Annotated in this window: 25 protein-coding genes; 1 reads left to right on the plus strand and 24 read right to left on the minus strand. The window is 62.2% G+C overall.

From position 1 onward, the window contains the following. Window positions 1-7: 7 nt before the first annotated feature. The 21 genes from rpsH to NG898_RS25650 all read right to left on the minus strand — a co-directional run bounded on the left by rpsH (window position 8) and on the right by NG898_RS25650 (window position 13,915). Window positions 8-403: a 30S ribosomal protein S8 gene (gene rpsH / locus NG898_RS25550; protein ID WP_004634489.1), complete on the minus strand. Its 396-nt coding sequence runs from the start codon at window positions 401-403 to the stop codon at window positions 8-10. Window positions 404-430: 27 nt separating this feature from the next. Beyond that, window positions 431-736: a 30S ribosomal protein S14 gene (gene rpsN / locus NG898_RS25555; RefSeq protein WP_004634486.1), complete on the minus strand. Its 306-nt coding sequence runs from the start codon at window positions 734-736 to the stop codon at window positions 431-433. Window positions 737-745: 9 nt separating this feature from the next. Beyond that, complete coding sequence (rplE, locus tag NG898_RS25560; RefSeq protein WP_009241894.1) at window positions 746-1,288, minus strand: 50S ribosomal protein L5; 543 nt, start codon at window positions 1,286-1,288, stop codon at window positions 746-748. A 26-nt stretch (window positions 1,289-1,314) separates the two neighbouring features. Beyond that, on the minus strand, window positions 1,315-1,623 hold the full coding sequence (gene rplX, locus NG898_RS25565) for a 50S ribosomal protein L24 (RefSeq protein ID WP_092975826.1): 309 nt from the start codon (window positions 1,621-1,623) through the stop codon (window positions 1,315-1,317). Between the two features lie 11 nt (window positions 1,624-1,634). Then, complete coding sequence (gene rplN / locus NG898_RS25570) at window positions 1,635-2,003, minus strand: 50S ribosomal protein L14 (protein WP_003264129.1); 369 nt, start codon at window positions 2,001-2,003, stop codon at window positions 1,635-1,637. Window positions 2,004-2,270: 267 nt separating this feature from the next. Next, complete coding sequence (rpsQ, locus tag NG898_RS25575; RefSeq protein WP_004634482.1) at window positions 2,271-2,540, minus strand: 30S ribosomal protein S17; 270 nt, start codon at window positions 2,538-2,540, stop codon at window positions 2,271-2,273. After that, window positions 2,537-2,731 carry a 50S ribosomal protein L29 gene (rpmC, locus tag NG898_RS25580; RefSeq protein WP_004634481.1) on the minus strand — a complete coding sequence of 65 codons (195 nt, stop codon included), beginning with the start codon at window positions 2,729-2,731 and terminating at the stop codon, window positions 2,537-2,539. The genes rpsQ and rpmC overlap by 4 nt, the downstream gene beginning before the upstream one ends. A 12-nt stretch (window positions 2,732-2,743) precedes the next feature. Further along, window positions 2,744-3,160: a 50S ribosomal protein L16 gene (gene rplP / locus NG898_RS25585; RefSeq protein ID WP_003264123.1), complete on the minus strand. Its 417-nt coding sequence runs from the start codon at window positions 3,158-3,160 to the stop codon at window positions 2,744-2,746. 2 nt (window positions 3,161-3,162) lie between these two features. Next, entirely contained in the window at window positions 3,163-3,951 is a 789-nt protein-coding gene (rpsC, locus tag NG898_RS25590) for a 30S ribosomal protein S3 (RefSeq protein ID WP_009241892.1), read from the minus strand. A 9-nt stretch (window positions 3,952-3,960) separates the two neighbouring features. Then, on the minus strand, window positions 3,961-4,290 hold the full coding sequence (gene rplV, locus NG898_RS25595; RefSeq protein ID WP_004634479.1) for a 50S ribosomal protein L22: 330 nt from the start codon (window positions 4,288-4,290) through the stop codon (window positions 3,961-3,963). 9 nt (window positions 4,291-4,299) lie between these two features. Then, a complete protein-coding gene (rpsS, locus tag NG898_RS25600; protein WP_004634478.1) occupies window positions 4,300-4,575 on the minus strand; it encodes a 30S ribosomal protein S19 in 276 nt (91 codons plus the stop codon). A gap of 21 nt (window positions 4,576-4,596) precedes the next feature. Continuing rightward, window positions 4,597-5,427 carry a 50S ribosomal protein L2 gene (gene rplB, locus NG898_RS25605; protein WP_004634477.1) on the minus strand — a complete coding sequence of 277 codons (831 nt, stop codon included), beginning with the start codon at window positions 5,425-5,427 and terminating at the stop codon, window positions 4,597-4,599. 2 nt (window positions 5,428-5,429) lie between these two features. After that, window positions 5,430-5,744, minus strand: a complete 315-nt coding sequence (gene rplW, locus NG898_RS25610; RefSeq protein ID WP_004634476.1) for a 50S ribosomal protein L23 — start codon at window positions 5,742-5,744, stop codon at window positions 5,430-5,432. Next, a complete protein-coding gene (gene rplD, locus NG898_RS25615) occupies window positions 5,741-6,361 on the minus strand; it encodes a 50S ribosomal protein L4 (RefSeq protein ID WP_004634475.1) in 621 nt (206 codons plus the stop codon). Before rplD ends, rplW begins: the two co-directional genes overlap by 4 nt. Before the next feature lie 11 nt (window positions 6,362-6,372). Further along, complete coding sequence (gene rplC, locus NG898_RS25620) at window positions 6,373-7,026, minus strand: 50S ribosomal protein L3 (protein ID WP_024977883.1); 654 nt, start codon at window positions 7,024-7,026, stop codon at window positions 6,373-6,375. Between the two features lie 284 nt (window positions 7,027-7,310). Next, window positions 7,311-7,622, minus strand: coding sequence for a 30S ribosomal protein S10 (gene rpsJ / locus NG898_RS25625; protein ID WP_004634473.1), 312 nt, complete (start codon window positions 7,620-7,622; stop codon window positions 7,311-7,313). 107 nt (window positions 7,623-7,729) lie between these two features. Then, window positions 7,730-8,938 carry an elongation factor Tu gene (gene tuf / locus NG898_RS25630; RefSeq protein WP_024977884.1) on the minus strand — a complete coding sequence of 403 codons (1,209 nt, stop codon included), beginning with the start codon at window positions 8,936-8,938 and terminating at the stop codon, window positions 7,730-7,732. An 83-nt stretch (window positions 8,939-9,021) separates the two neighbouring features. Next, complete coding sequence (gene fusA / locus NG898_RS25635) at window positions 9,022-11,190, minus strand: elongation factor G (RefSeq protein ID WP_252695035.1); 2,169 nt, start codon at window positions 11,188-11,190, stop codon at window positions 9,022-9,024. Window positions 11,191-11,308: 118 nt separating this feature from the next. Then, entirely contained in the window at window positions 11,309-11,779 is a 471-nt protein-coding gene (gene rpsG, locus NG898_RS25640) for a 30S ribosomal protein S7 (protein ID WP_004634470.1), read from the minus strand. A gap of 201 nt (window positions 11,780-11,980) precedes the next feature. Further along, entirely contained in the window at window positions 11,981-12,358 is a 378-nt protein-coding gene (rpsL, locus tag NG898_RS25645) for a 30S ribosomal protein S12 (protein ID WP_021197587.1), read from the minus strand. 297 nt (window positions 12,359-12,655) lie between these two features. Then, on the minus strand, window positions 12,656-13,915 hold the full coding sequence (locus tag NG898_RS25650) for an MFS transporter (RefSeq protein ID WP_252695036.1): 1,260 nt from the start codon (window positions 13,913-13,915) through the stop codon (window positions 12,656-12,658). Between the two features lie 99 nt (window positions 13,916-14,014). On the opposite strand from NG898_RS25650, the gene NG898_RS25655 reads away from it, so the two are divergent. Then, complete coding sequence (locus NG898_RS25655; protein WP_252695037.1) at window positions 14,015-14,935, plus strand: LysR family transcriptional regulator; 921 nt, start codon at window positions 14,015-14,017, stop codon at window positions 14,933-14,935. On the opposite strand, the gene recQ is transcribed toward NG898_RS25655, so the two are convergent. The 3 genes from recQ to NG898_RS25670 form a co-directional block, all read right to left on the minus strand. After that, window positions 14,932-16,845 carry a DNA helicase RecQ gene (gene recQ, locus NG898_RS25660; RefSeq protein WP_252695038.1) on the minus strand — a complete coding sequence of 638 codons (1,914 nt, stop codon included), beginning with the start codon at window positions 16,843-16,845 and terminating at the stop codon, window positions 14,932-14,934. The two genes, NG898_RS25655 and recQ, sit on opposite strands and share 4 nt — an antisense overlap. A gap of 113 nt (window positions 16,846-16,958) precedes the next feature. After that, window positions 16,959-17,549 (minus strand): class I SAM-dependent methyltransferase, encoded by a 591-nt coding sequence (locus NG898_RS25665; RefSeq protein ID WP_252695039.1) that lies wholly within the window; start codon window positions 17,547-17,549, stop codon window positions 16,959-16,961. A 21-nt stretch (window positions 17,550-17,570) separates the two neighbouring features. Next, window positions 17,571-18,413, minus strand: coding sequence for a YfaP family protein (locus NG898_RS25670; protein WP_252695040.1), 843 nt, complete (start codon window positions 18,411-18,413; stop codon window positions 17,571-17,573). Window positions 18,414-18,422 lie beyond the last annotated feature (9 nt).

The following is an 18,422-nucleotide window of genomic DNA, read 5'->3' on the forward strand; positions in this document are numbered from 1 at the left end:
CCCTCCCTTAGGCGACGTAGCAAATGACTTCGCCACCGACACCGGTTGCGCGGGCGCGGCGGTCCGTCATCAGACCCTGCGGGGTCGAGATGATGGCGACACCCAGGCCGTTCATCACTTGCGGGATTTCATTACGGCCCTTGTACACACGCAGACCAGGCTTCGAGACGCGCTCCAGGCGCTCGATGACCGGACGGCCAGCGTAGTACTTCAGACCAATCGTCAGCGTGGACTTGCCACCCTGCTCGGTCACGGCGAATTCGTCGATGTAGCCTTCGTCCTTCAGGACTTTGGCGATTGCCACCTTCAGCTTCGACGACGGCATGACCACCGACGCTTTTTCCACCGCTTGCGCGTTGCGGATACGCGTCAGCATATCGGCGATCGGATCGCTCATGCTCATACTGTTTCTCCTGTAGCCTGTGCGTGATTACCAGCTGGCTTTCGTCAGACCCGGGATCTCGCCCTTGAAGGCGATCTCGCGGAGCTTGTTACGCGCCAGGCCGAACTTACGGAACGTACCGCGGGGACGACCGGTGATCGAGCAGCGGTTGCGCTGACGAGTCGGATTTGCGTTGCGCGGCAGCGCTTGCAATTTCAGACGCGCTTCGTAGCGCTCTTCTTCCGACTTGCTTTGGTCGGCCACGATGGCTTCGAGAGCGGCGCGCTTCTCAGCGTACTTGGCCACGAGCTTGGCACGCTTCTTCTCGCGTTCGATCAGAGACAATTTAGCCACGGTAACCCCTTAATTACGGAACGGGAACTTGAACGCGTTGAGGAGCGCCTTCGCTTCCTCATCGTTCTTCGCAGTCGTCGTGATGCTGATGTTCAGACCACGGAGTGCGTCGATCTTGTCGTATTCGATCTCGGGGAAAATGATCTGCTCTTTCACACCGATGTTGTAGTTGCCACGACCGTCGAACGCCTTGCCGGACACGCCACGGAAGTCGCGCACGCGGGGCAGCGACACAGTGATGAAGCGATCCAGGAATTCGTACATACGTTGGCCACGCAGCGTGACCATCGTGCCGATCGGGTAACCCTGGCGAATCTTGAAGCCGGCGATAGCCTTGCGGGCCTTCGTCACGATCGGCTTCTGGCCAGCGATCTTGATCAGGTCGCCCGTGGCGTGCTCAATGACTTTCTTGTCATTGATGGCTTCGCCAAGACCCATGTTCAGAGTGATCTTGGTGATGCGCGGCACTTCCATCACGGACTTGTAGCCAAACTGCTTGATCAGTTCGGGCACAACCTTCTCTTTGTAAAACTCTTGCAGACGTGCAGTCATGCTCAACTCCTCTCTATTGCCCAGAATCAAGCGCCGACGGCAGCACCAGTGGTCTTCAGCACGCGCGTCTTCACGCCGCCTTCAACCTTGATGCCGACGCGCGACGGCTTGCCATTGGCATCCACGAGCGCAACGTTCGAAATATGGATGGGCATGACCTTGTCGACCACACCACCCGTGGTACCCAGCATCGGGTTCGGGCGCACGTGCTTCTTGGCAACGTTCACGCCTTCAACCGTCACATGCTCGGGGAGCACGGCCAGCACAGTACCTTGCTTGCCCTTGTCTTTACCGGTGCGGACGATGACGCGATCGCCCTTGCGAATCTTGTTCATGCGGCCTCCGATTACAGCACTTCCGGCGCGAGCGACACGATCTTCATGAAGCGCTCGGTACGGAGTTCGCGAGTGACCGGCCCGAAGATACGGGTGCCGATCGGCTCAAGCTTGGTGTTCAGCAGCACGGCGGCATTGCCGTCGAACTTGATGAGCGAGCCGTCGGGACGACGTACGCCCTTGGCGGTACGCACAACCACGGCGTTATAGATATCGCCCTTCTTCACGCGACCACGCGGGGCAGCATCCTTGACGCTGACCTTGATGATGTCGCCGACGCTGGCGTAGCGGCGCTTCGAACCGCCCAGCACCTTGATGCACATGACTTCACGCGCACCCGTGTTATCGGCCACTTCGAGCCGGCTTTCTGTCTGAATCATGGTGTTCTCGTCCCAACTTAATTCGCCAAACGCACAATGCGCAGAGGCGATCAGTCTTGGTCCCGCCGGCTGCTGGCATTGCGCCAACTGCGATTGGGTTGATCAACTTGAAGTCGGTAGCTGCCCGACGGCGATTGCCGCCTGGCCCATTCGCTTTTCCCCCTCACCCGAGTCACCAGCAACTTTGCCAGCCACCCTCTTAAAGGGAAAGACCGAGACTATATCACATAATCCCGGTCTTGCAACAGCAAACTGTCCGCTGTTGTTTTAGATCACGCGTGCAGCTTCAAGCAGACGCGACACCACCCACGACTTGGTGCGGGAGAGCGGACGCGATTCCGTGATCTCAACCTTGTCGCCTTCGTTGTACTGGTTGGCTTCGTCGTGCGCGTGATACTTCTTCGAGCGCACCACGTACTTGCCGTACAACGGATGCTTGACGCGGTTTTCGATCAGGACCGTGACGGTCTTGTCCATCTTGTTGCTGACAACGCGACCGACGAGCGTGCGCTTCAGGGACGTTGCGGCTTCAGTCATTTCTGGTTCCCCTTCTGGCCCAGCACGGTGCGGACACGCGCGATGTCACGACGCACCTTCTTCAGCTGGCTGGTGTTCTGCAGCTGTTGCGTCGCTTTTTGCATGCGCAGGCCAAATTGGGCCTTCAGCAGCTCGGAGAGCTCCTGGTTCAGCCCGGCGACATCTTTGTCGCGCAGTTCGGATGCTTTCATGGTGTGTGCTCCTTACGTTCCGACCTGACGCACCACGAAGCTGGTCGCGATCGGCAGCTTGGCAGCGGCCAGGCGGAATGCCTCGCGTGCCAGTTCTTCGCCAACGCCGTCCATTTCGTACAGCATCTTGCCCGGCTGAATTTCAGCCACGTAGTATTCCGGGTTGCCCTTACCGTTACCCATACGGACTTCGGCAGGCTTCTTCGAGATCGGCTTGTCCGGGAAAATCCGGATCCAAATGCGGCCGCCACGCTTGATGTGACGGGTCATCGCACGACGCGCCGACTCAATCTGACGCGCGGTCAGACGGCCACGGCCCATCGCCTTCAGACCGAATTCGCCGAACGAGACTGCGTTGCCGCGCGTCGCGATACCGGTGTTACGGCCCTTCTGCTCCTTGCGGTACTTCCTGCGCTTAGGTTGCAGCATGTTTATTCTCCAGTCTTGGCGTCGGCGCCACGACGGGCACCTGCACCAGCACCGCGGCGCTGACCGGCCGGGCGACCTTCGCCCTCACGGCGACGACCTTCCGGGCGACCCGGACGCTTGCGACGCTCTTCTTGCGGCTCTTCCACGACGGGTGCGTCGTTGCGACCGAGATGGTCACCCTTGTACACCCACACCTTGACACCGATGATGCCGTAGGTGGTTTCCGCTTCGGAGAAGCCGTAGTCGATATCGGCGCGCAGCGTGTGCAGGGGCACACGGCCTTCGCGGTACCATTCGGTACGGGCGATTTCGATGCCGTTCAGACGGCCCGAGCTCATGATCTTGATGCCTTGGGCACCCAGACGCATCGCGTTCTGCATCGCGCGCTTCATTGCGCGACGGAACATGATGCGGCGCTCGAGCTGCTGCGTGATCGAATCGGCAATCAGCTGTGCATCGACTTCCGGCTTGCGGATTTCTTCGATGTTCACGTGCACGGGCACGCCCATGCGGCGCTGCAGCTCAGCCTTCAGCAGTTCGATGTCCTCGCCTTTCTTGCCGATCACCACGCCCGGACGCGAGCTGTAAATGGTGATACGAGCATTCTTGGCCGGACGCTCGATGACCACGCGGCCCACCGATGCGTTCTTCAGCTTCTTCTTCAGAAACTCGCGAACCTCGATGTCTTCCTTGAGCATGCCGGCAAACTGGGTGTTGCTCGCGTACCAGCGCGATGCCCAGTTACGGCTGACAGCCAGACGGAAGCCAGTCGGATGAATCTTCTGTCCCATCGTGACCCCTTAGTTGCCCAGCGTCACAGTGATGTGACAGGTTTGTTTCTCGATGCGGTTGCCACGGCCCTTCGCACGCGCCGTGAAGCGCTTGAGCGACGTGGCCTTGTCGATGTAGATCGACTTGACCTTCAGCTCGTCGATATCGGCGCCTTCATTGTGCTCGGCGTTCGCGATAGCGGACTCAACCACCTTCTTCACGATGCCTGCCGCCTTCTTCGGGCTGAACGTCAGCACGTTGAGCGCGCGCTCGATCGACAGGCCGCGAATCTGGTCAGCAACCAGGCGCGTCTTCTGTGCGGAGATACGGGCGCCGCGATGAATCGCTTTAACTTCCATGATTGCCCCTTATCGCTTCGCTTTCTTGTCGGCAGCGTGGCCCTTGAACGTACGCGTGAGCGCAAATTCGCCGAGCTTGTGGCCAACCATGTTTTCCGTGACATACACGGGCACGTGCTGACGACCGTTGTGAACGGCAATCGTCAGGCCGATGAAGTCCGGCAGAATGGTCGAACGACGCGACCAAGTCTTGATGGGCTTCTTGTCCTTCGTCTGCACCGCCGCCTCAACCTTCTTCAGCAGGTGGGCGTCAATGAAAGGACCCTTTTTTACGGAACGAGTCATATCTAAGCTCCTACCTACCGATTAACGCTTGTGACGGCGCTGAACGATCATGCTGTCAGTGCGCTTGTTACGACGGGTGCGGTAGCCCTTGGTCGGCGTGCCCCACGGGGACACCGGATCACGGCCAGCAGCAGTCTTACCTTCACCACCACCATGCGGGTGATCGACCGGGTTCATCACCACACCGCGAACGGTCGGGCGAATACCGCGCCAACGGGTTGCACCGGCCTTGCCGATCTGGCGCAGGCTGTGCTCTTCGTTGCCGACTTCACCGATGGTCGCGCGGCACTCGATGTGCACGCGGCGCACTTCACCCGAGCGCAGGCGCACTTGAGCGTAGATGCCTTCGCGAGCCAGCAGCACGGCGGACGTACCGGCCGAACGGGCAACTTGAGCACCCTTGCCCGGCAGGATTTCCACGCAGTGGATCGTCGTACCGACCGGAATGTTGCGGATCGGCAGGTTGTTACCGGCCTTGATCGGCGCTTCCGAGCCGTTAGCGATGGCTTGGCCAACCACAGCGCCCTTCGGGGCGATGATGTAGCGGCGCTCGCCGTCAGCGAACAGCACGAGCGCGATGTTGGCGCTACGGTTCGGGTCGTATTCCAGGCGTTCGATCTTGGCCGGGATACCGTCCTTATCGTTACGCTTGAAGTCGACGACGCGATAGTGATGCTTGTGACCACCGCCCTTGTGACGGGTGGTGATGTGGCCGTTGTTGTTACGACCCGACTTCTGGATTTGCTTTTCCAGCAGCGGAGCGTGCGGCGCGCCCTTGTGAAGGTCGGGGTTAACGACCTTCACCATCGAGCGGCGGCCCGGCGATGTCGGCTTGGTTTTGACGAGTGCCATGATTACTTGGCCTCCGCTTCAAAATTGATTTCCTGGCCCGGCTTCAGCGAAACATAGGCCTTCTTCACGTGGTCACGACGACCCATGAAGCGACCGAAGCGCTTTTGCTTGCCCTTCTGGTTCAGGATCTGGACGGACTCGACCTCGACCTTGAACAGCAGTTCGACAGCAGCCTTCACTTCGCCCTTGTTGGCGTCGCGAGCCACTTCGAACACGACCTGTTCGTTCTTCTCGGCCACCAGGGTTGCCTTTTCAGACACCACAGGCGCCAGCAGCACCTGCATCAGGCGATGGTCGTTCTTGGCAACTTGCGTCATTTCAGCAACTCCTCGATCTGCGCGACGGCTGCCTTGGTCACGAGCACCTTCTTGTAGTGCACGAGCGACAGCGGGTCGGCGTGACGCGGCTCAACCACGAGCACGTGCGCCAGGTTGCGCGATGCCAGGAAGAGGTTTTCGTCCAGGTTATCGGTAATCACGAGCACCGAATCCAGGCCCATGGCGCGGAACTTGTCGGCCAGCAGCTTGGTTTTGGGCGCGTCGACGGACAGGCTGTCAACGACGTTGATGCGACCTTCACGGGCAAGCTGCGAGTAAATCGAGCGCATGCCGGCGCGGTACATCTTCTTGTTGACCTTCTGCGAGAAGTTTTCTTCCGGGCTGTTCGGGAAGATACGACCACCCCCGCGCCACAGCGGGGAGGAGCTCATACCTGCACGGGCGCGGCCCGTACCCTTTTGACGCCACGGCTTCTTGGTCGTGTGCTTGACCTCTTCACGGTCCTTCTGCTTACGGTTACCGCTGCGAGCGTTGGCCTGGTAAGCGACGACGACTTGGTGAACGAGGGCTTCGTTGTAGTCACGGCCGAACACTTCCGGCGAGGCTGCAACGCCGGCGCCGAGTTGACCGTTGTCCTGGAGCAGCTTCAGTTCCATGCGTTTGCTCCTTATGCCTTCTTGGCGCGGGCCTTCACGGCCGGCGTGACGATGACTTGACCGCCCTTGGCGCCCGGAATCGCACCCTTGACCAGCAGCAGCTTGCGCTCTGCGTCGATCTTGGCGATTTCCAGATTCTGAACGGTACGGGTGACGTCACCCATGTGACCGGTCATGCGCTTACCCGGGAACACGCGGCCCGGATCCTGCGCCATACCGATCGAGCCCGGCACGTTGTGCGAGCGCGAGTTACCGTGCGAGGCGCGGCCCGACGAGAAGTGGTAACGCTTGATGGTACCGGCGTAGCCCTTACCAATCGTCACACCCTGGACGTCGATCTTCTGACCGACTTCAAACAGGTCGACGCTGATGTTCGCACCAGGCTGGAATTCAGCGGCACGAGCGGCATCCACTCGGAATTCTTTGATGACTTCGCCCGCTTCCACGCCGGCTTTGGCGAGATGACCCGCCAGCGGCTTGGTGACGCGGCTGGCGCGTCGGGTGCCGAAGGTGACTTGAACCGCGGTATAACCGTCGGTCTCGTCCGTCTTGATTTGCGTCACGCGGTTGTCGCCGACCTCGAGCACGGTGACGGGAATCGAATCGCCGTCGTCCGTGAAAATACGGGTCATGCCAACCTTGCGACCTACAAGGCCAAGGCTCATGGTTTGCTCCATTCCCAGCTGCGATTGGCCGGGGCTGATTGATACTACGAATCTTGAACTGGACTGCGCCTAAAGAGACAGCGCGAGGCCAAATGGCCAGCCCACTCCCCTGACTAAAGGGGTAGCCCTACAATATATCCGGGTTACGAACAATATGCAAGAGCGATTGCCAGATGTGGGCCGGGGCATCGTGTGCAATGCAACATTCGGCGCGAAAAGCAAAACGGCGAGCACTTGGCTCGCCGCTTGCCCGTTACCGGAGTGATCCGGCAGCGTTGTATTGCTTACTGCAGCTTGATCTCGACGTCCACGCCAGCCGGCAGGTCCAGCTTCATCAGCGCATCGACGGTCTTGTCCGTCGGATCGACGATGTCCATCAGGCGCTGGTGGGTACGGATCTCGAACTGATCGCGACTGGTCTTGTTAACGTGCGGCGAACGCAGAACGTCGAAACGCTGGATGCGGGTCGGCAGGGGCACCGGGCCCTTGACGATCGCGCCGGTGCGCTTGGCGGTTTCAACGATTTCAGCGGCCGACTGGTCGATCAGGCGATAGTCGAAAGCCTTCAGGCGGATACGGATCTTCTGGTTCTGCATGATGTTTCCTTAAAGAGCATGGCGGCCGGGCCGCCGGTAGATTGAAAGAGCGATGCAACAAGCGATGCGCCGCACTCCTTACGAGGAACAGCGCATCGATCCGCCTTTTACTTCAGGATCTTGGCAACGACGCCAGCACCCACGGTACGGCCGCCTTCACGGATTGCGAAGCGCAGGCCTTCTTCCATGGCGATCGGGGCGATCAGCTTGACAGTGATCGACACGTTGTCGCCCGGCATAACCATTTCCTTGCCTTCCGGCAGGGCGATCGAGCCAGTCACGTCCGTCGTACGGAAGTAGAACTGCGGGCGGTAGTTGTTGAAGAACGGCGTGTGACGGCCACCTTCGTCCTTCGACAGGATGTAGACCTCGCCCGTGAATTCCGTGTGCGGCTTGATCGAGCCCGGCTTGGCCAGCACTTGGCCGCGCTGGACGTCTTCGCGCTTCGTACCGCGCAGCAGAATACCGACGTTGTCGCCTGCCTGACCTTGGTCCAGCAGCTTGCGGAACATTTCCACGCCCGTGCAAGTCGTCTTGTCGATCTTCGGCTTGTCGCCGTCCATGGCGATACCGACGATTTCGATTTCTTCGCCGACCTTCACGACGCCGCGCTCGATACGGCCGGTCACCACGGTGCCGCGACCCGAGATCGAGAACACGTCTTCCACCGGCATCAGGAACGTGCCGTCAACAGCGCGCTCCGGCGTCGGGATGTAGGTGTCCAGTGCGTCGGCCAGATTCATGATGGCCACTTCGCCCAGCTCGCCCTTGTCGCCTTCCAGCGCCAGCTTGGCCGAACCCTTGATGATCGGGGTGTCGTCGCCCGGGAAGTCGTACTTCGACAGAAGTTCGCGCACTTCCATCTCGACCAGCTCCAGCAGCTCAGCGTCGTCCACCATGTCGCACTTGTTCAGGAAGACGATGATGTACGGCACGCCGACCTGACGGGCCAGCAGGATGTGCTCACGCGTTTGCGGCATCGGGCCGTCAGCGGCCGAGCAAACCAGGATGGCGCCGTCCATCTGGGCGGCACCGGTAATCATGTTCTTGACGTAGTCGGCGTGGCCCGGGCAGTCAACGTGCGCGTAGTGGCGGTTGGCCGTTTCGTACTCGATGTGCGCGGTGTTGATCGTGATGCCGCGTGCCTTTTCTTCCGGCGCTGCGTCAATTTCGTCGTACTTCTTCGCGGTACCACCGAACTTGCTCGACAGCACGGTTGCGATCGCTGCGGTCAGCGTCGTCTTGCCATGGTCAACGTGACCAATCGTACCAACGTTCACGTGCGGCTTGGTCCGCTCGAACTTTTCCTTTGCCATGTCAGCTCCTCAATTCGGAATCGGCTAATTACTAGATTTGGATGCGGGCAGCACGCACACGAGCGCCGCCCAAAACACGTTGATTACTTCGTACCCTTGGCAGCCATCACAGCTTCGGCAATGTTCTTCGGTGCCTCGCTGTATTGCTTGAATTCCATGGTGTACGTGGCGCGGCCTTGCGTGGCCGAGCGCAGCGACGTCGAATAACCGAACATTTCCGACAGCGGGACTTCGGCCTTGATGACCTTGCCGCCGCCCACCATGTCGTCCATGCCCTGCACGATGCCGCGGCGGGACGACAAGTCGCCCATCACGGTACCCGTGTAGTCTTCCGGCGTTTCCACTTCCACAGCCATCATCGGCTCGAGCAGAACCGGAGTGGCCTTGCGCATCGCTTCCTTGAAGGCCATCGAGCCGGCCATACGGAACGCGTTTTCGTTCGAGTCCACGTCGTGGTACGAACCGAACGTCAGCGTGACCTTCACGTCCACCACCGGGAAGCCAGCCAGAATACCGGCCGGCAGCGTGTCGACGATACCCTTTTCGACCGCCGGGATGTATTCGCGAGGAATCACGCCGCCCTTGATGGCGTCGACGAAGACGAAACCATTGGCAGCAGCAGCTGCTGCTGCCGACGTGGTCGCCGCAGCCTTCGCTGCCACCTTGCCTTCTTCGTCCAGCGGTTCCAGCGTGATCACAGCGTGACCATACTGACCGCGGCCGCCCGACTGCTTGACGAACTTGCCTTCGACGTCTTCAACCTTCTTGCGGATGGTTTCGCGGTACGCAACTTGCGGAGCGCCGATGTTGGCTTCCACGCCGAATTCACGCTTCATGCGGTCAACCAGAATTTCGAGGTGGAGCTCGCCCATGCCCGAAATGATGGTCTGGCCCGATTCTTCATCGGTACGCACGCGGAACGACGGATCTTCAGCGGCCAGGCGGTTCAGGGCGATACCCATCTTTTCCTGGTCCGCCTTGGTCTTCGGCTCGACAGCCTGCGAAATCACCGGCTCCGGGAACACCATGCGCTCGAGAATGATCGGCGCCGCCGGGTCGCACAGCGTGTCACCCGTGGTGGCGTCCTTCAGGCCCACAGCAGCGGCGATGTCGCCGGCCAGCACTTCCTTGATTTCTTCGCGCTGGTTGGCGTGCATCTGCAGAATACGGCCCAGACGCTCCTTCTTCTGCTTCACCGGGTTGTACACGGTGTCGCCCGAATTGATCTTGCCCGAGTAGACGCGGAAGAAGATCAGCTGACCAACGAACGGGTCGGTCATGATCTTGAACGCCAGTGCCGAGAACTTTTCGCTGTCGTCAGCCTTGCGCTCGAGCTTCTTCGTTTCGTCGCTTTCGTCGATACCCTGGACTGGCGGAATGTCGACCGGCGACGGCAGGAAGTCGATCACGGCGTCGAGCATGCGCTGCACGCCCTTGTTCTTGAACGCGGTGCCGCACAGCATCGGCTGGATTTCGCAGGCGATGGTCCGGTCGCGCAGCGCCTTGACGATCTCAGCACGGGTCAGCTCTTCGCCGCCCAGGTACTTTTCCATCAGCGCTTCGCTGGCTTCAGCGGCGGACTCGACCATCTTCTCGCGCCACTCATTGCACGTGTCAACGAGTTCAGCCGGGATGTCGGTGTATTCGAACTTCACGCCTTGGCTGGCTTCGTCCCAAATGATCGCCTTCATTTCCAGCAGATCGACGACGCCTTGGAAGCCTTCTTCAGCGCCGATCGGCACCACCACTGGCACCGGGTTGGCCTTCAGGCGAGTCTTCAGCTGGTCGTAGACCTTGAAGAAGTTCGCGCCGGTACGGTCCATCTTGTTGACGAACGCCAGACGGGGCACCTTGTACTTGTTGGCCTGACGCCAGACGGTTTCCGACTGCGGCTGCACGCCACCCACTGCGCAGTACACCATGCACGCGCCGTCCAGCACACGCATGGAACGCTCCACCTCGATGGTGAAGTCCACGTGGCCCGGGGTGTCGATGATGTTGAAGCGGTGCTCGGGGTAGTTGCCGCCCATGCCCTTCCAGAAGGCGGTGGTAGCGGCCGAGGTGATGGTGATGCCGCGCTCCTGCTCCTGCTCCATCCAGTCCATGGTGGCAGCGCCATCATGCACTTCACCGATCTTGTGGTTCACACCGGTGTAGAACAGGATCCGCTCGGTCGTGGTGGTCTTGCCGGCGTCGATGTGAGCGGAAATACCGATGTTACGGTAGCGCTCAATGGGGGTCTTACGAGCCACGGTTAATCCTCAGATTCGTCAACGGGGCGCCGGCCATCGGCCAAGCGCCCCTACTAATACAAATGGGCGAGATGTGCGCACACAGCCCGCCCAGCAACCAACAACGTGCGTGAGTCGCTTAGAAGCGGAAGTGCGAGAACGCCTTGTTGGCTTCCGCCATACGGTGCACTTCGTCGCGCTTCTTCATGGCGCCGCCGCGGCCTTCCGAGGCCTCGAGCAGTTCACCAGCCAGACGCAGGGCCATCGACTTCTCGCTGCGCTTCTTCGCAGCTTCCCGCAGCCAACGCATCGCCAATGCCAGACGACGCGACGGCCGGACTTCGACCGGCACCTGATAGTTAGCACCACCAACACGACGGCTCTTCACTTCGACCACCGGCTTGATGTTGCCGATTGCCAGCGTGAACACCTCGATGGGCGCCTTGCCTGCTTTCTTTTCGATCTGGTCGAACGCACCGTAGACGATACGTTCAGCCACCGACTTCTTGCCGTCCAGCATCAGGACGTTCATGAACTTGGCGACTTCCACATTGCCGAACTTCGGGTCCGGCAGAATTTCCCGCTTGGGGACTTCACGACGACGTGGCATCTTCTTTCCTTCTCTGTTCAGTTGAGAACCGCTTCGGTTCTCCGGCCACCAACTAGCTTGTTTTTTTCAACAATCTGAGCCGGGTGACCACTTACTCGACGGTGCCAGTGCGGTCAAAAAACGCACCGTTGTACCGCCTGCTCATGACAAGACCGTGACCCCGCATCCATACAAAACGCGCGGACCGATCTCACTGACAACTTAGGCCTTCTTCGGGCGCTTTGCGCCGTACTTCGAACGCGCTTGCTTACGGTCCTTGACGCCTTGCAGGTCAAGGGAGCCGCGCACGATGTGGTAACGCACACCCGGCAAATCCTTCACACGACCGCCGCGGATCAGCACGACGCTGTGTTCTTGCAGGTTGTGGCCTTCACCGCCGATGTACGAAATGACTTCGAAACCGTTGGTCAGGCGCACCTTGGCGACCTTACGCAGTGCCGAGTTCGGCTTCTTCGGCGTCGTGGTGTACACGCGGGTGCACACGCCGCGACGCTGCGGGCAGTTCTCAAGTGCCGGGCTCTTGCTCTTCAGCTTTTCCGAGACGCGGGGCTTGCGAACCAGTTGATTGATGGTTGGCATTGTTCAATCCAGCTTGGTTTTTGAAAAAATCGCCGGTTCACATAACGTGAACGCCTCATTTGTGAGGCGGACGGCGCAATCGGGTTTTATGGAAGTGGCGAGCAGAACGCTCTAGAGGCAGGACCTGCGGGAACAGATCAAGACCAAAGAGCGCGAGCCCGTCTGGTTTAGATGTCTTGCACAGCGCTTTGCCGGGCACGGACGTGCGAAACCAGAAGCCAAAAACTCGAATCTGGCACTATAGCGGGCTGACTTGCAAGCGTCAAGCGCGCCACCAGTCTGGCGACGCGGAGGGGGTCAGCAACGGCGGGGTGTGGCGCCAATGGCACGCGGCGCGCTCGCTGGCCACAAAAAAACGAGTGCGGCCATCGCCACAAACCCAAGCGCCAGAACGGATACGCCGATCCAGCCCGCGCTCGCCCAAGCCACGCCGGCCAGTCCACCGCCTGCAGCTGCACCAAAGAAGAACGCGCCGGTGTACAGACCATTCACGCGCCCGCGAATCTCCGGTGACAGGGTGTTCACCATGTAGCGGCCGAGCGCTTGGTCGCCGATGGCACCGAAGTCGAGCAGTAGCGCCGCAGCCACCAGCATTGTCAACATGGCGGAAACGCTCAGGCCAGGCAGCAGCGCCGAAGCGAGCGCTAACAGCAAACCTGTCGCCGCACTGCCGTGTGCGAGCAGCGTACCAACGCGCACCAAGCCGCGGTCTGCCAGCCGCCCAGCAATCGGCGCGGCCACAACACCAGCCGCGCCGCACAGCGCAAAGATGCCGATGCCGTTCTGGGAAAGGTGGAACGGCGCTGCTGCCAACCGCAGTGCCACAGCCGTCCAGAACAGCGTGAACGCCGCCATCAGCAGGGCCTGCGTGGCCGCACGGCGGCGCAACAGCGGCTCGCGACGCAGCAGACTGCCGTACGAGTGCAGCAACGCACCGTACGACAACGTGCGCGGCGGTACGAAGGTCGGCATCACGCGCGGCAGGAAGACGGCCAGCACGGCAATCGCCACCGCCGATGCGCCATAAAACGCTCGCCAGCCCCACTGCGCCGCGATCATGCTAGCCGCCGGGCGCGACAGCAGGATGCCCAGGTTCAGGCCGATCATGATGTCGCCGAGCACGCGCCCGCGCCGGTGGTCGGCGGCCAGGCGGCCCGCCAGCGCAATCAGCATCTGAATGACCGTGGACGTGAGGCCGATGGCGAAGGCCGCGAGCATCAACACCTGGCCGCTGTGCACGACGGTAGTCAGCGCCAGCGACGCCACCGCGCCCCATAGCGTGCGCGAGGCGAGCGCGCGATTGTCCTGCAGGTCGGTTAGCGGCATCAGCAGCAACAGGCCGATGCCATAGCCGATGAGCGTGGCGGTGACGAGCAAGCCGGTAGTGGCCGTGGTCCAGCCGATGCTCGCAGCGATCTCGGCAACGAGCGGCTGGATGCCGAACAGGTTGATGACGATGAGCCCGACAGCGGCGGCAAACAGCGGCGTGGCACCGTGGGGCAGCCGGTCGGCGGCTGGCGGGTTGGAAACGGTAACGGCAGGAGCTTCGGTAGTCATGATGAACAGGACGAAGGATCGGAGCGCCCATCGTAGCCAGCCCATTCGCGCAGATTAAGGTAGCCTTTGGCGCAATATTGTCTCCGCAAGCGCGCAAATATGGATCGACTCTCTGACGTGATGATCTTCGTGCAGGTGGTGGAGCGCGGTAGCTTGTCGGCGGCGGCGGATGCGATGGGCATGTCGCGCGGTGTGATCAGCAAGGCGCTGGCGCGGCTGGAGGCTCGGTTGCAGACGCGCCTGCTGCAACGGACAACGCGGCGCCTGTCGCTCACCGAAGCGGGCGCGGCGTTCTTCGAGAAAAGCCGCGAGGGTCTGGCGCTCGTCGATGCTGCGGAGCAGGCCGTGAGCGCCTTACGCGATGAGGCGCGCGGCACGTTGCGGGTGTCGGCGCCGGCCTCGTTTGCGGTGACATTGCTGGCACCGCTGCTGGGCGCATTCCAGGCGCGCTACCCCGCCGTGCAGATCGATCTGGACATGAACGATCGTTACGCCGATCTTGTCGCAGGTCGCATCGACGTGGCGATCCGCATCGGCATGCTGGAGGATTCTTCTCTGGTGGCGCGGCGGCTGGCGAGTTGCGCGCACGCCATCTACGGGGCGCCGTCGTATTTTCGCGAGCGGGGGATTCCACAATCGCCGGAGGATTTGCGCAATCACAACTGCCTCGTCTACGCCAATTACGACGGATCGCACGACTGGGTGCTGACGGACGCCGCCGGCCAGCGCCACATCGCCCATGTGAATGGCTCGATGCTGGCCAACAATAGCCTTGTGCTGCGAGAGGCGGCGCGTTCAGGGTTGGGGGTATCGCTCGGGCCGGCGTATCTGGTGCGCGACGATATTGCGGCCGGCCGCTTGCAGGCGGTGCTGACGAACTACGCGGCGCGCGAGGTGCCGTTGCACGCCGTCTTCACCCAGCGTGTGCATCTACTGCCGAAGGTACGGGCGTTTGTTGATTTTCTGGGTGAGCACATCCGCAGCAGCGGCGTGATGGGTCCATTGCCGCCGTCCGCTTAAGCCTGCTCGCGGCATTTCTCCAGCACGTCGAGCAGCGCCTGGCCGTAGCGGTCCAGCTTTGCCATGCCAATGCCCGGCAGCTCGCCGAGCGCCTCGCGCGAATCCGGATCGGTCTCGGCGATGCGCGCGAGTGTGGTGTCGTGAAAGATCACATATGCGGGCACGCTGTGCTCACGCGCGGCCTGCGTACGCCAGGCACGCAACGCCTGCCAGCGCACCTGTGCCTCGGCGGAAAGCTCGGCGGCGGGATCGGCGCGACGCTCCTTCTTGGTCGACGATGACGACGAGCCACGCACCTTCTCGGCCTGACGGCGCAGGATCACCGACTGCGCGCCCTTGAGCACGGGGCGCGCCGCGTCGGTCAGGATCAGCGCGCCGTGGCCGCCGTGATCCACCGCAAACAAGCCCTGCGCGACCAACTGTCGGAACACGCCGCGCCACGCGGCTTCTGACAAATCGCTGCCGATACCGAAGGTGGAGAGCGTCTCGTGGTGCCACTGTTTGATGCGCTCGGTCGCGTTGCCGCGCAGGATATCGATGAGCTGACCGGCGCCAAAGCTCACGCGACTGGCCTGCTGCACGCGGTATGCGCAGGACAGCGCCATCTGTGCCTCGCGCGTGGCGTCCCAGGTTTGCGGCGGCGTCAGGCACGTATCGCAGTTGCCGCACGGCTGGCTGCTTTCACCAAAGTACGCGAGCAGCGCCACACGGCGGCAGCTTGCCGCTTCGCACAGGCCGAGCAGCGCTTCGAGCTTGGCGGTTGATACGCGCTTGTGCACGTCGTCCGCGTCGGACTCGTCGATCATGCGGCGCTGCTGCACCACGTCGGACAGCCCATACGCCATCCACGCGTTGGCCGGCATGCCGTCGCGGCCAGCGCGACCGGTTTCCTGGTAATAGCCTTCCAGGCTCTTGGGCAAATCCAGATGCGCAACGAAACGCACGTCGGGCTTGTCGATGCCCATGCCAAAGGCGATGGTCGCCACCATCACGACGCCCTCCTCCTTTCGGAAGATCGCCTGATGGCGGGCGCGCACTTCAGAGTCCATCCCGGCGTGATACGGCAGCGCGCGGATGCCCTGCTCGGCCAGCCACTGCGCGGTCTCCTCCACCTTCTTGCGCGACAGGCAGTAGACGATCCCCGCGTCGCAGGTGTCGCCGTCCATGTGTTCGGCGCGGATGAAACGCAGCAGCTGCTGACGCGCGCTGTCCTTCTCAACGATGGTGTAGCGGATGTTCGGGCGGTCGAAGCTGGAGAGGAAGACGCGCGCGTCCGTCAACGCCAGCCGTTCAACGATCTCGTCACGCGTGACGGCGTCGGCCGTGGCGGTGAGCGCGATGCGCGGCACGTGCGGAAAACGCTCGTGCAGCACGGAAAGCTGGATGTACTCCGGCCTGAAATCGTGCCCCCATTGCGACACGCAGTGCGCTTCGTCGATAGCGAACAGGCCGATGCGCGATCGCTCAAGCAAGTCGAGGAAGCGCGGCGTCATCAACCGCTCGGGCGCCACGTAGACGAGATCCAGCCGCCCTGCCGCCAGATCGCGCTCGACCTGGGCGGCCTCGGCGCCCGTCAGTGCGGAGTTGAGATACGCGGCGCGCACGCCGGCTTCTTCCAGCGCGGCCACCTGATCCTGCATCAGCGCGATCAGCGGCGACACGACGATGCCGGCGCCCTGCCCGCGCCGGTGCCGCACGAGCGCCGGAATCTGGTAGCAGAGGGATTTGCCGCCGCCGGTGGGCATCAGCACGAGACAATCGCCGCCGTCCGCCACGTGGGTGACGATCTCCGCCTGCGGGCCGCGGAAGGCGCTGTAGCCGAACACATCGTGCAGCACCGCATGCGTGGCGGCGGCGGTGTCTTCGGGCAGCGCCTGCAGCGCGTGGTCTATGGCGGGGGAGTCGTACATCGGGACGGGCGGGTGCGCGCGATGTCACGCGCGGGCTGGGCGAAACCGCTATTGTGACAAACCCCGCCGAGGGGTGGTCAATCAGGACACTCGGATTGTGGGCAACGCTGTGGTCAAACCTTGCGCGCAACGATGCGATGGATCGTCCGCCCCGACGACTGGCTAACGGCCGCCTCGTCAAAGACCAGTTCGGTGCCGGCCAGCGCCTGGCGCACAGGTGCCGCATCGAACGACGCGAACAGCCGGCCGCGCCCATCGCGCTGGTCGGCCTCAGGCGTGACGCGCCAGCTCAGGTACAGCGTGCCCTCCGGGCGCAGCAACGACACCAGGCGCTCCACCGACGCACCAATCTGCTCGGGCGGCAAATGCATGATGACGGTCTCGCAGAGGACGTTGTCGAACGCGCCTTCGGCAATACCGACCAACTCCGGTAACAGTGCCTGCCGGAAGGACAGCCCTGGATACTGCTCGCGCGCCGCTTCCAGCAACCCTGCCGAGGCGTCGTAGCCGACAGCCGGATACCCGTTGGCGTTGAGCCACGCCACCTCGCGGCCCGCGCCGCAGCCGATGTCGGCGGTGGCGCCGCCCGCCTTGAACTCGCGGCGCAGCAACGCGTACAGGTCTTCAGGCGCGGGCTGCTCGCGCCACTCCTGCGCGAAAGCCTCAGCAAGGGTGTCGTACGCGGCAACGGTCTGCGTATCCATGGCGGCTCCGAAAGCGTGTGGCTACTTCATCGTGAAACTGCGTAACAGCGTCAGATCGCCAGCCTTGCGCATCGGCACGACAAACGTCTGCTGGCGCTCGGACGGCGTGTTCTCGTCGGTGATGATGTTGACAGTGGCCGTGGTGATGATGCTGTTGTCGTTGCCGCTGCCGTAGTAGTTCACGTAGACGAGATACGTGCCGGGCACGGGGGCCGGGTTCGAATAGATCTCAGGACCATAGCCGGTCGTGACGTCCACGTCGAGCGCGCCGCCGTTCTGGACCACACGGTTGCCGTACCAGGCATGCTGGCCATCGGGCGAAATGACGTGCAAGTCGAGATCGGTGCCGTCGGTGTCCCACGACAGGACCACGCGCAGACGCGGACGCCGCTTGCCGGCGTAGCTGTCGTAGAACTGCACGCGCTTGGCATCACCGCGCGCGCTGCGCACCTCGACGCTGTTGCTGCCCGCGCCAAATGCATATGGGCGCGAGAACGTACCGTCGGCCTCGATGCGCTGCGGCATGGCCACGCCGTTGACGATCAGCGTGCCCACCGACGAGCCATCGGCACCACGGCGGCGGCGCGGCTTGTTTTCGTCCGTTGCTGCGGCAGCCTTCGGCTGGTTGCGGATGCGCCCGGCGATCATCGACGCGATGCCCTGCCCTTGCGGCGTCGACACCGACACCGCCGGGTAGTGCACGTCCTGCGTGTAGCGAGAGTCGTCGCCTGCCGAATTGCGCCAGCCGTTGAGCGGCGCGGTGATCTCGACATTGCCGGCGTCGGTTTGCGCAAGCACGCTGCCAGCGGCCGCAGACGTGGCAAGTGCGATGGCAGCAGCGAGACGGAAAGTGGAAGGCATCATGTGCGTCAC

This window comes from Ralstonia mojiangensis (assembly GCF_023955645.1).
Taxonomy (GTDB): domain Bacteria; phylum Pseudomonadota; class Gammaproteobacteria; order Burkholderiales; family Burkholderiaceae; genus Ralstonia; species Ralstonia mojiangensis.

Excerpts from the sequence above, each read along its gene's own strand:
- tuf (WP_024977884.1), bottom strand. The coding sequence starts at position 8,938 with ATGGCAAAGGAAAAGTTCGAGCGGACCAAGCCGCACGTGAACGTTGGT.
- NG898_RS25650 (WP_252695036.1), bottom strand. The coding sequence starts at position 13,915 with ATGACTACCGAAGCTCCTGCCGTTACCGTTTCCAACCCGCCAGCCGCC.
- rplB (WP_004634477.1), bottom strand. The coding sequence starts at position 5,427 with ATGGCACTCGTCAAAACCAAGCCGACATCGCCGGGCCGCCGCTCGATG.
- NG898_RS25655 (WP_252695037.1), top strand. The coding sequence starts at position 14,015 with ATGGATCGACTCTCTGACGTGATGATCTTCGTGCAGGTGGTGGAGCGC.
- rpsL (WP_021197587.1), bottom strand. The coding sequence starts at position 12,358 with ATGCCAACCATCAATCAACTGGTTCGCAAGCCCCGCGTCTCGGAAAAG.
- rplW (WP_004634476.1), bottom strand. The coding sequence starts at position 5,744 with ATGACGCAAGTTGCCAAGAACGACCATCGCCTGATGCAGGTGCTGCTG.
- rpmC (WP_004634481.1), bottom strand. The coding sequence starts at position 2,731 with ATGAAAGCATCCGAACTGCGCGACAAAGATGTCGCCGGGCTGAACCAG.
- NG898_RS25665 (WP_252695039.1), bottom strand. The coding sequence starts at position 17,549 with ATGGATACGCAGACCGTTGCCGCGTACGACACCCTTGCTGAGGCTTTC.
- rplN (WP_003264129.1), bottom strand. The coding sequence starts at position 2,003 with ATGATTCAGACAGAAAGCCGGCTCGAAGTGGCCGATAACACGGGTGCG.
- rplP (WP_003264123.1), bottom strand. The coding sequence starts at position 3,160 with ATGCTGCAACCTAAGCGCAGGAAGTACCGCAAGGAGCAGAAGGGCCGT.
- rplC (WP_024977883.1), bottom strand. The coding sequence starts at position 7,026 with ATGAGCCTTGGCCTTGTAGGTCGCAAGGTTGGCATGACCCGTATTTTC.
- rplE (WP_009241894.1), bottom strand. The coding sequence starts at position 1,288 with ATGACTGCACGTCTGCAAGAGTTTTACAAAGAGAAGGTTGTGCCCGAA.
- rpsG (WP_004634470.1), bottom strand. The coding sequence starts at position 11,779 with ATGCCACGTCGTCGTGAAGTCCCCAAGCGGGAAATTCTGCCGGACCCG.
- rplX (WP_092975826.1), bottom strand. The coding sequence starts at position 1,623 with ATGAACAAGATTCGCAAGGGCGATCGCGTCATCGTCCGCACCGGTAAA.
- recQ (WP_252695038.1), bottom strand. The coding sequence starts at position 16,845 with ATGTACGACTCCCCCGCCATAGACCACGCGCTGCAGGCGCTGCCCGAA.
- rplV (WP_004634479.1), bottom strand. The coding sequence starts at position 4,290 with ATGGAAGTTAAAGCGATTCATCGCGGCGCCCGTATCTCCGCACAGAAG.
- rpsJ (WP_004634473.1), bottom strand. The coding sequence starts at position 7,622 with ATGCAGAACCAGAAGATCCGTATCCGCCTGAAGGCTTTCGACTATCGC.
- rpsQ (WP_004634482.1), bottom strand. The coding sequence starts at position 2,540 with ATGACTGAAGCCGCAACGTCCCTGAAGCGCACGCTCGTCGGTCGCGTT.
- rpsC (WP_009241892.1), bottom strand. The coding sequence starts at position 3,951 with ATGGGACAGAAGATTCATCCGACTGGCTTCCGTCTGGCTGTCAGCCGT.
- rpsS (WP_004634478.1), bottom strand. The coding sequence starts at position 4,575 with ATGACTCGTTCCGTAAAAAAGGGTCCTTTCATTGACGCCCACCTGCTG.
- rplD (WP_004634475.1), bottom strand. The coding sequence starts at position 6,361 with ATGGAACTGAAGCTGCTCCAGGACAACGGTCAACTCGGCGCCGGCGTT.
- rpsH (WP_004634489.1), bottom strand. The coding sequence starts at position 403 with ATGAGCATGAGCGATCCGATCGCCGATATGCTGACGCGTATCCGCAAC.
- NG898_RS25670 (WP_252695040.1), bottom strand. The coding sequence starts at position 18,413 with ATGATGCCTTCCACTTTCCGTCTCGCTGCTGCCATCGCACTTGCCACG.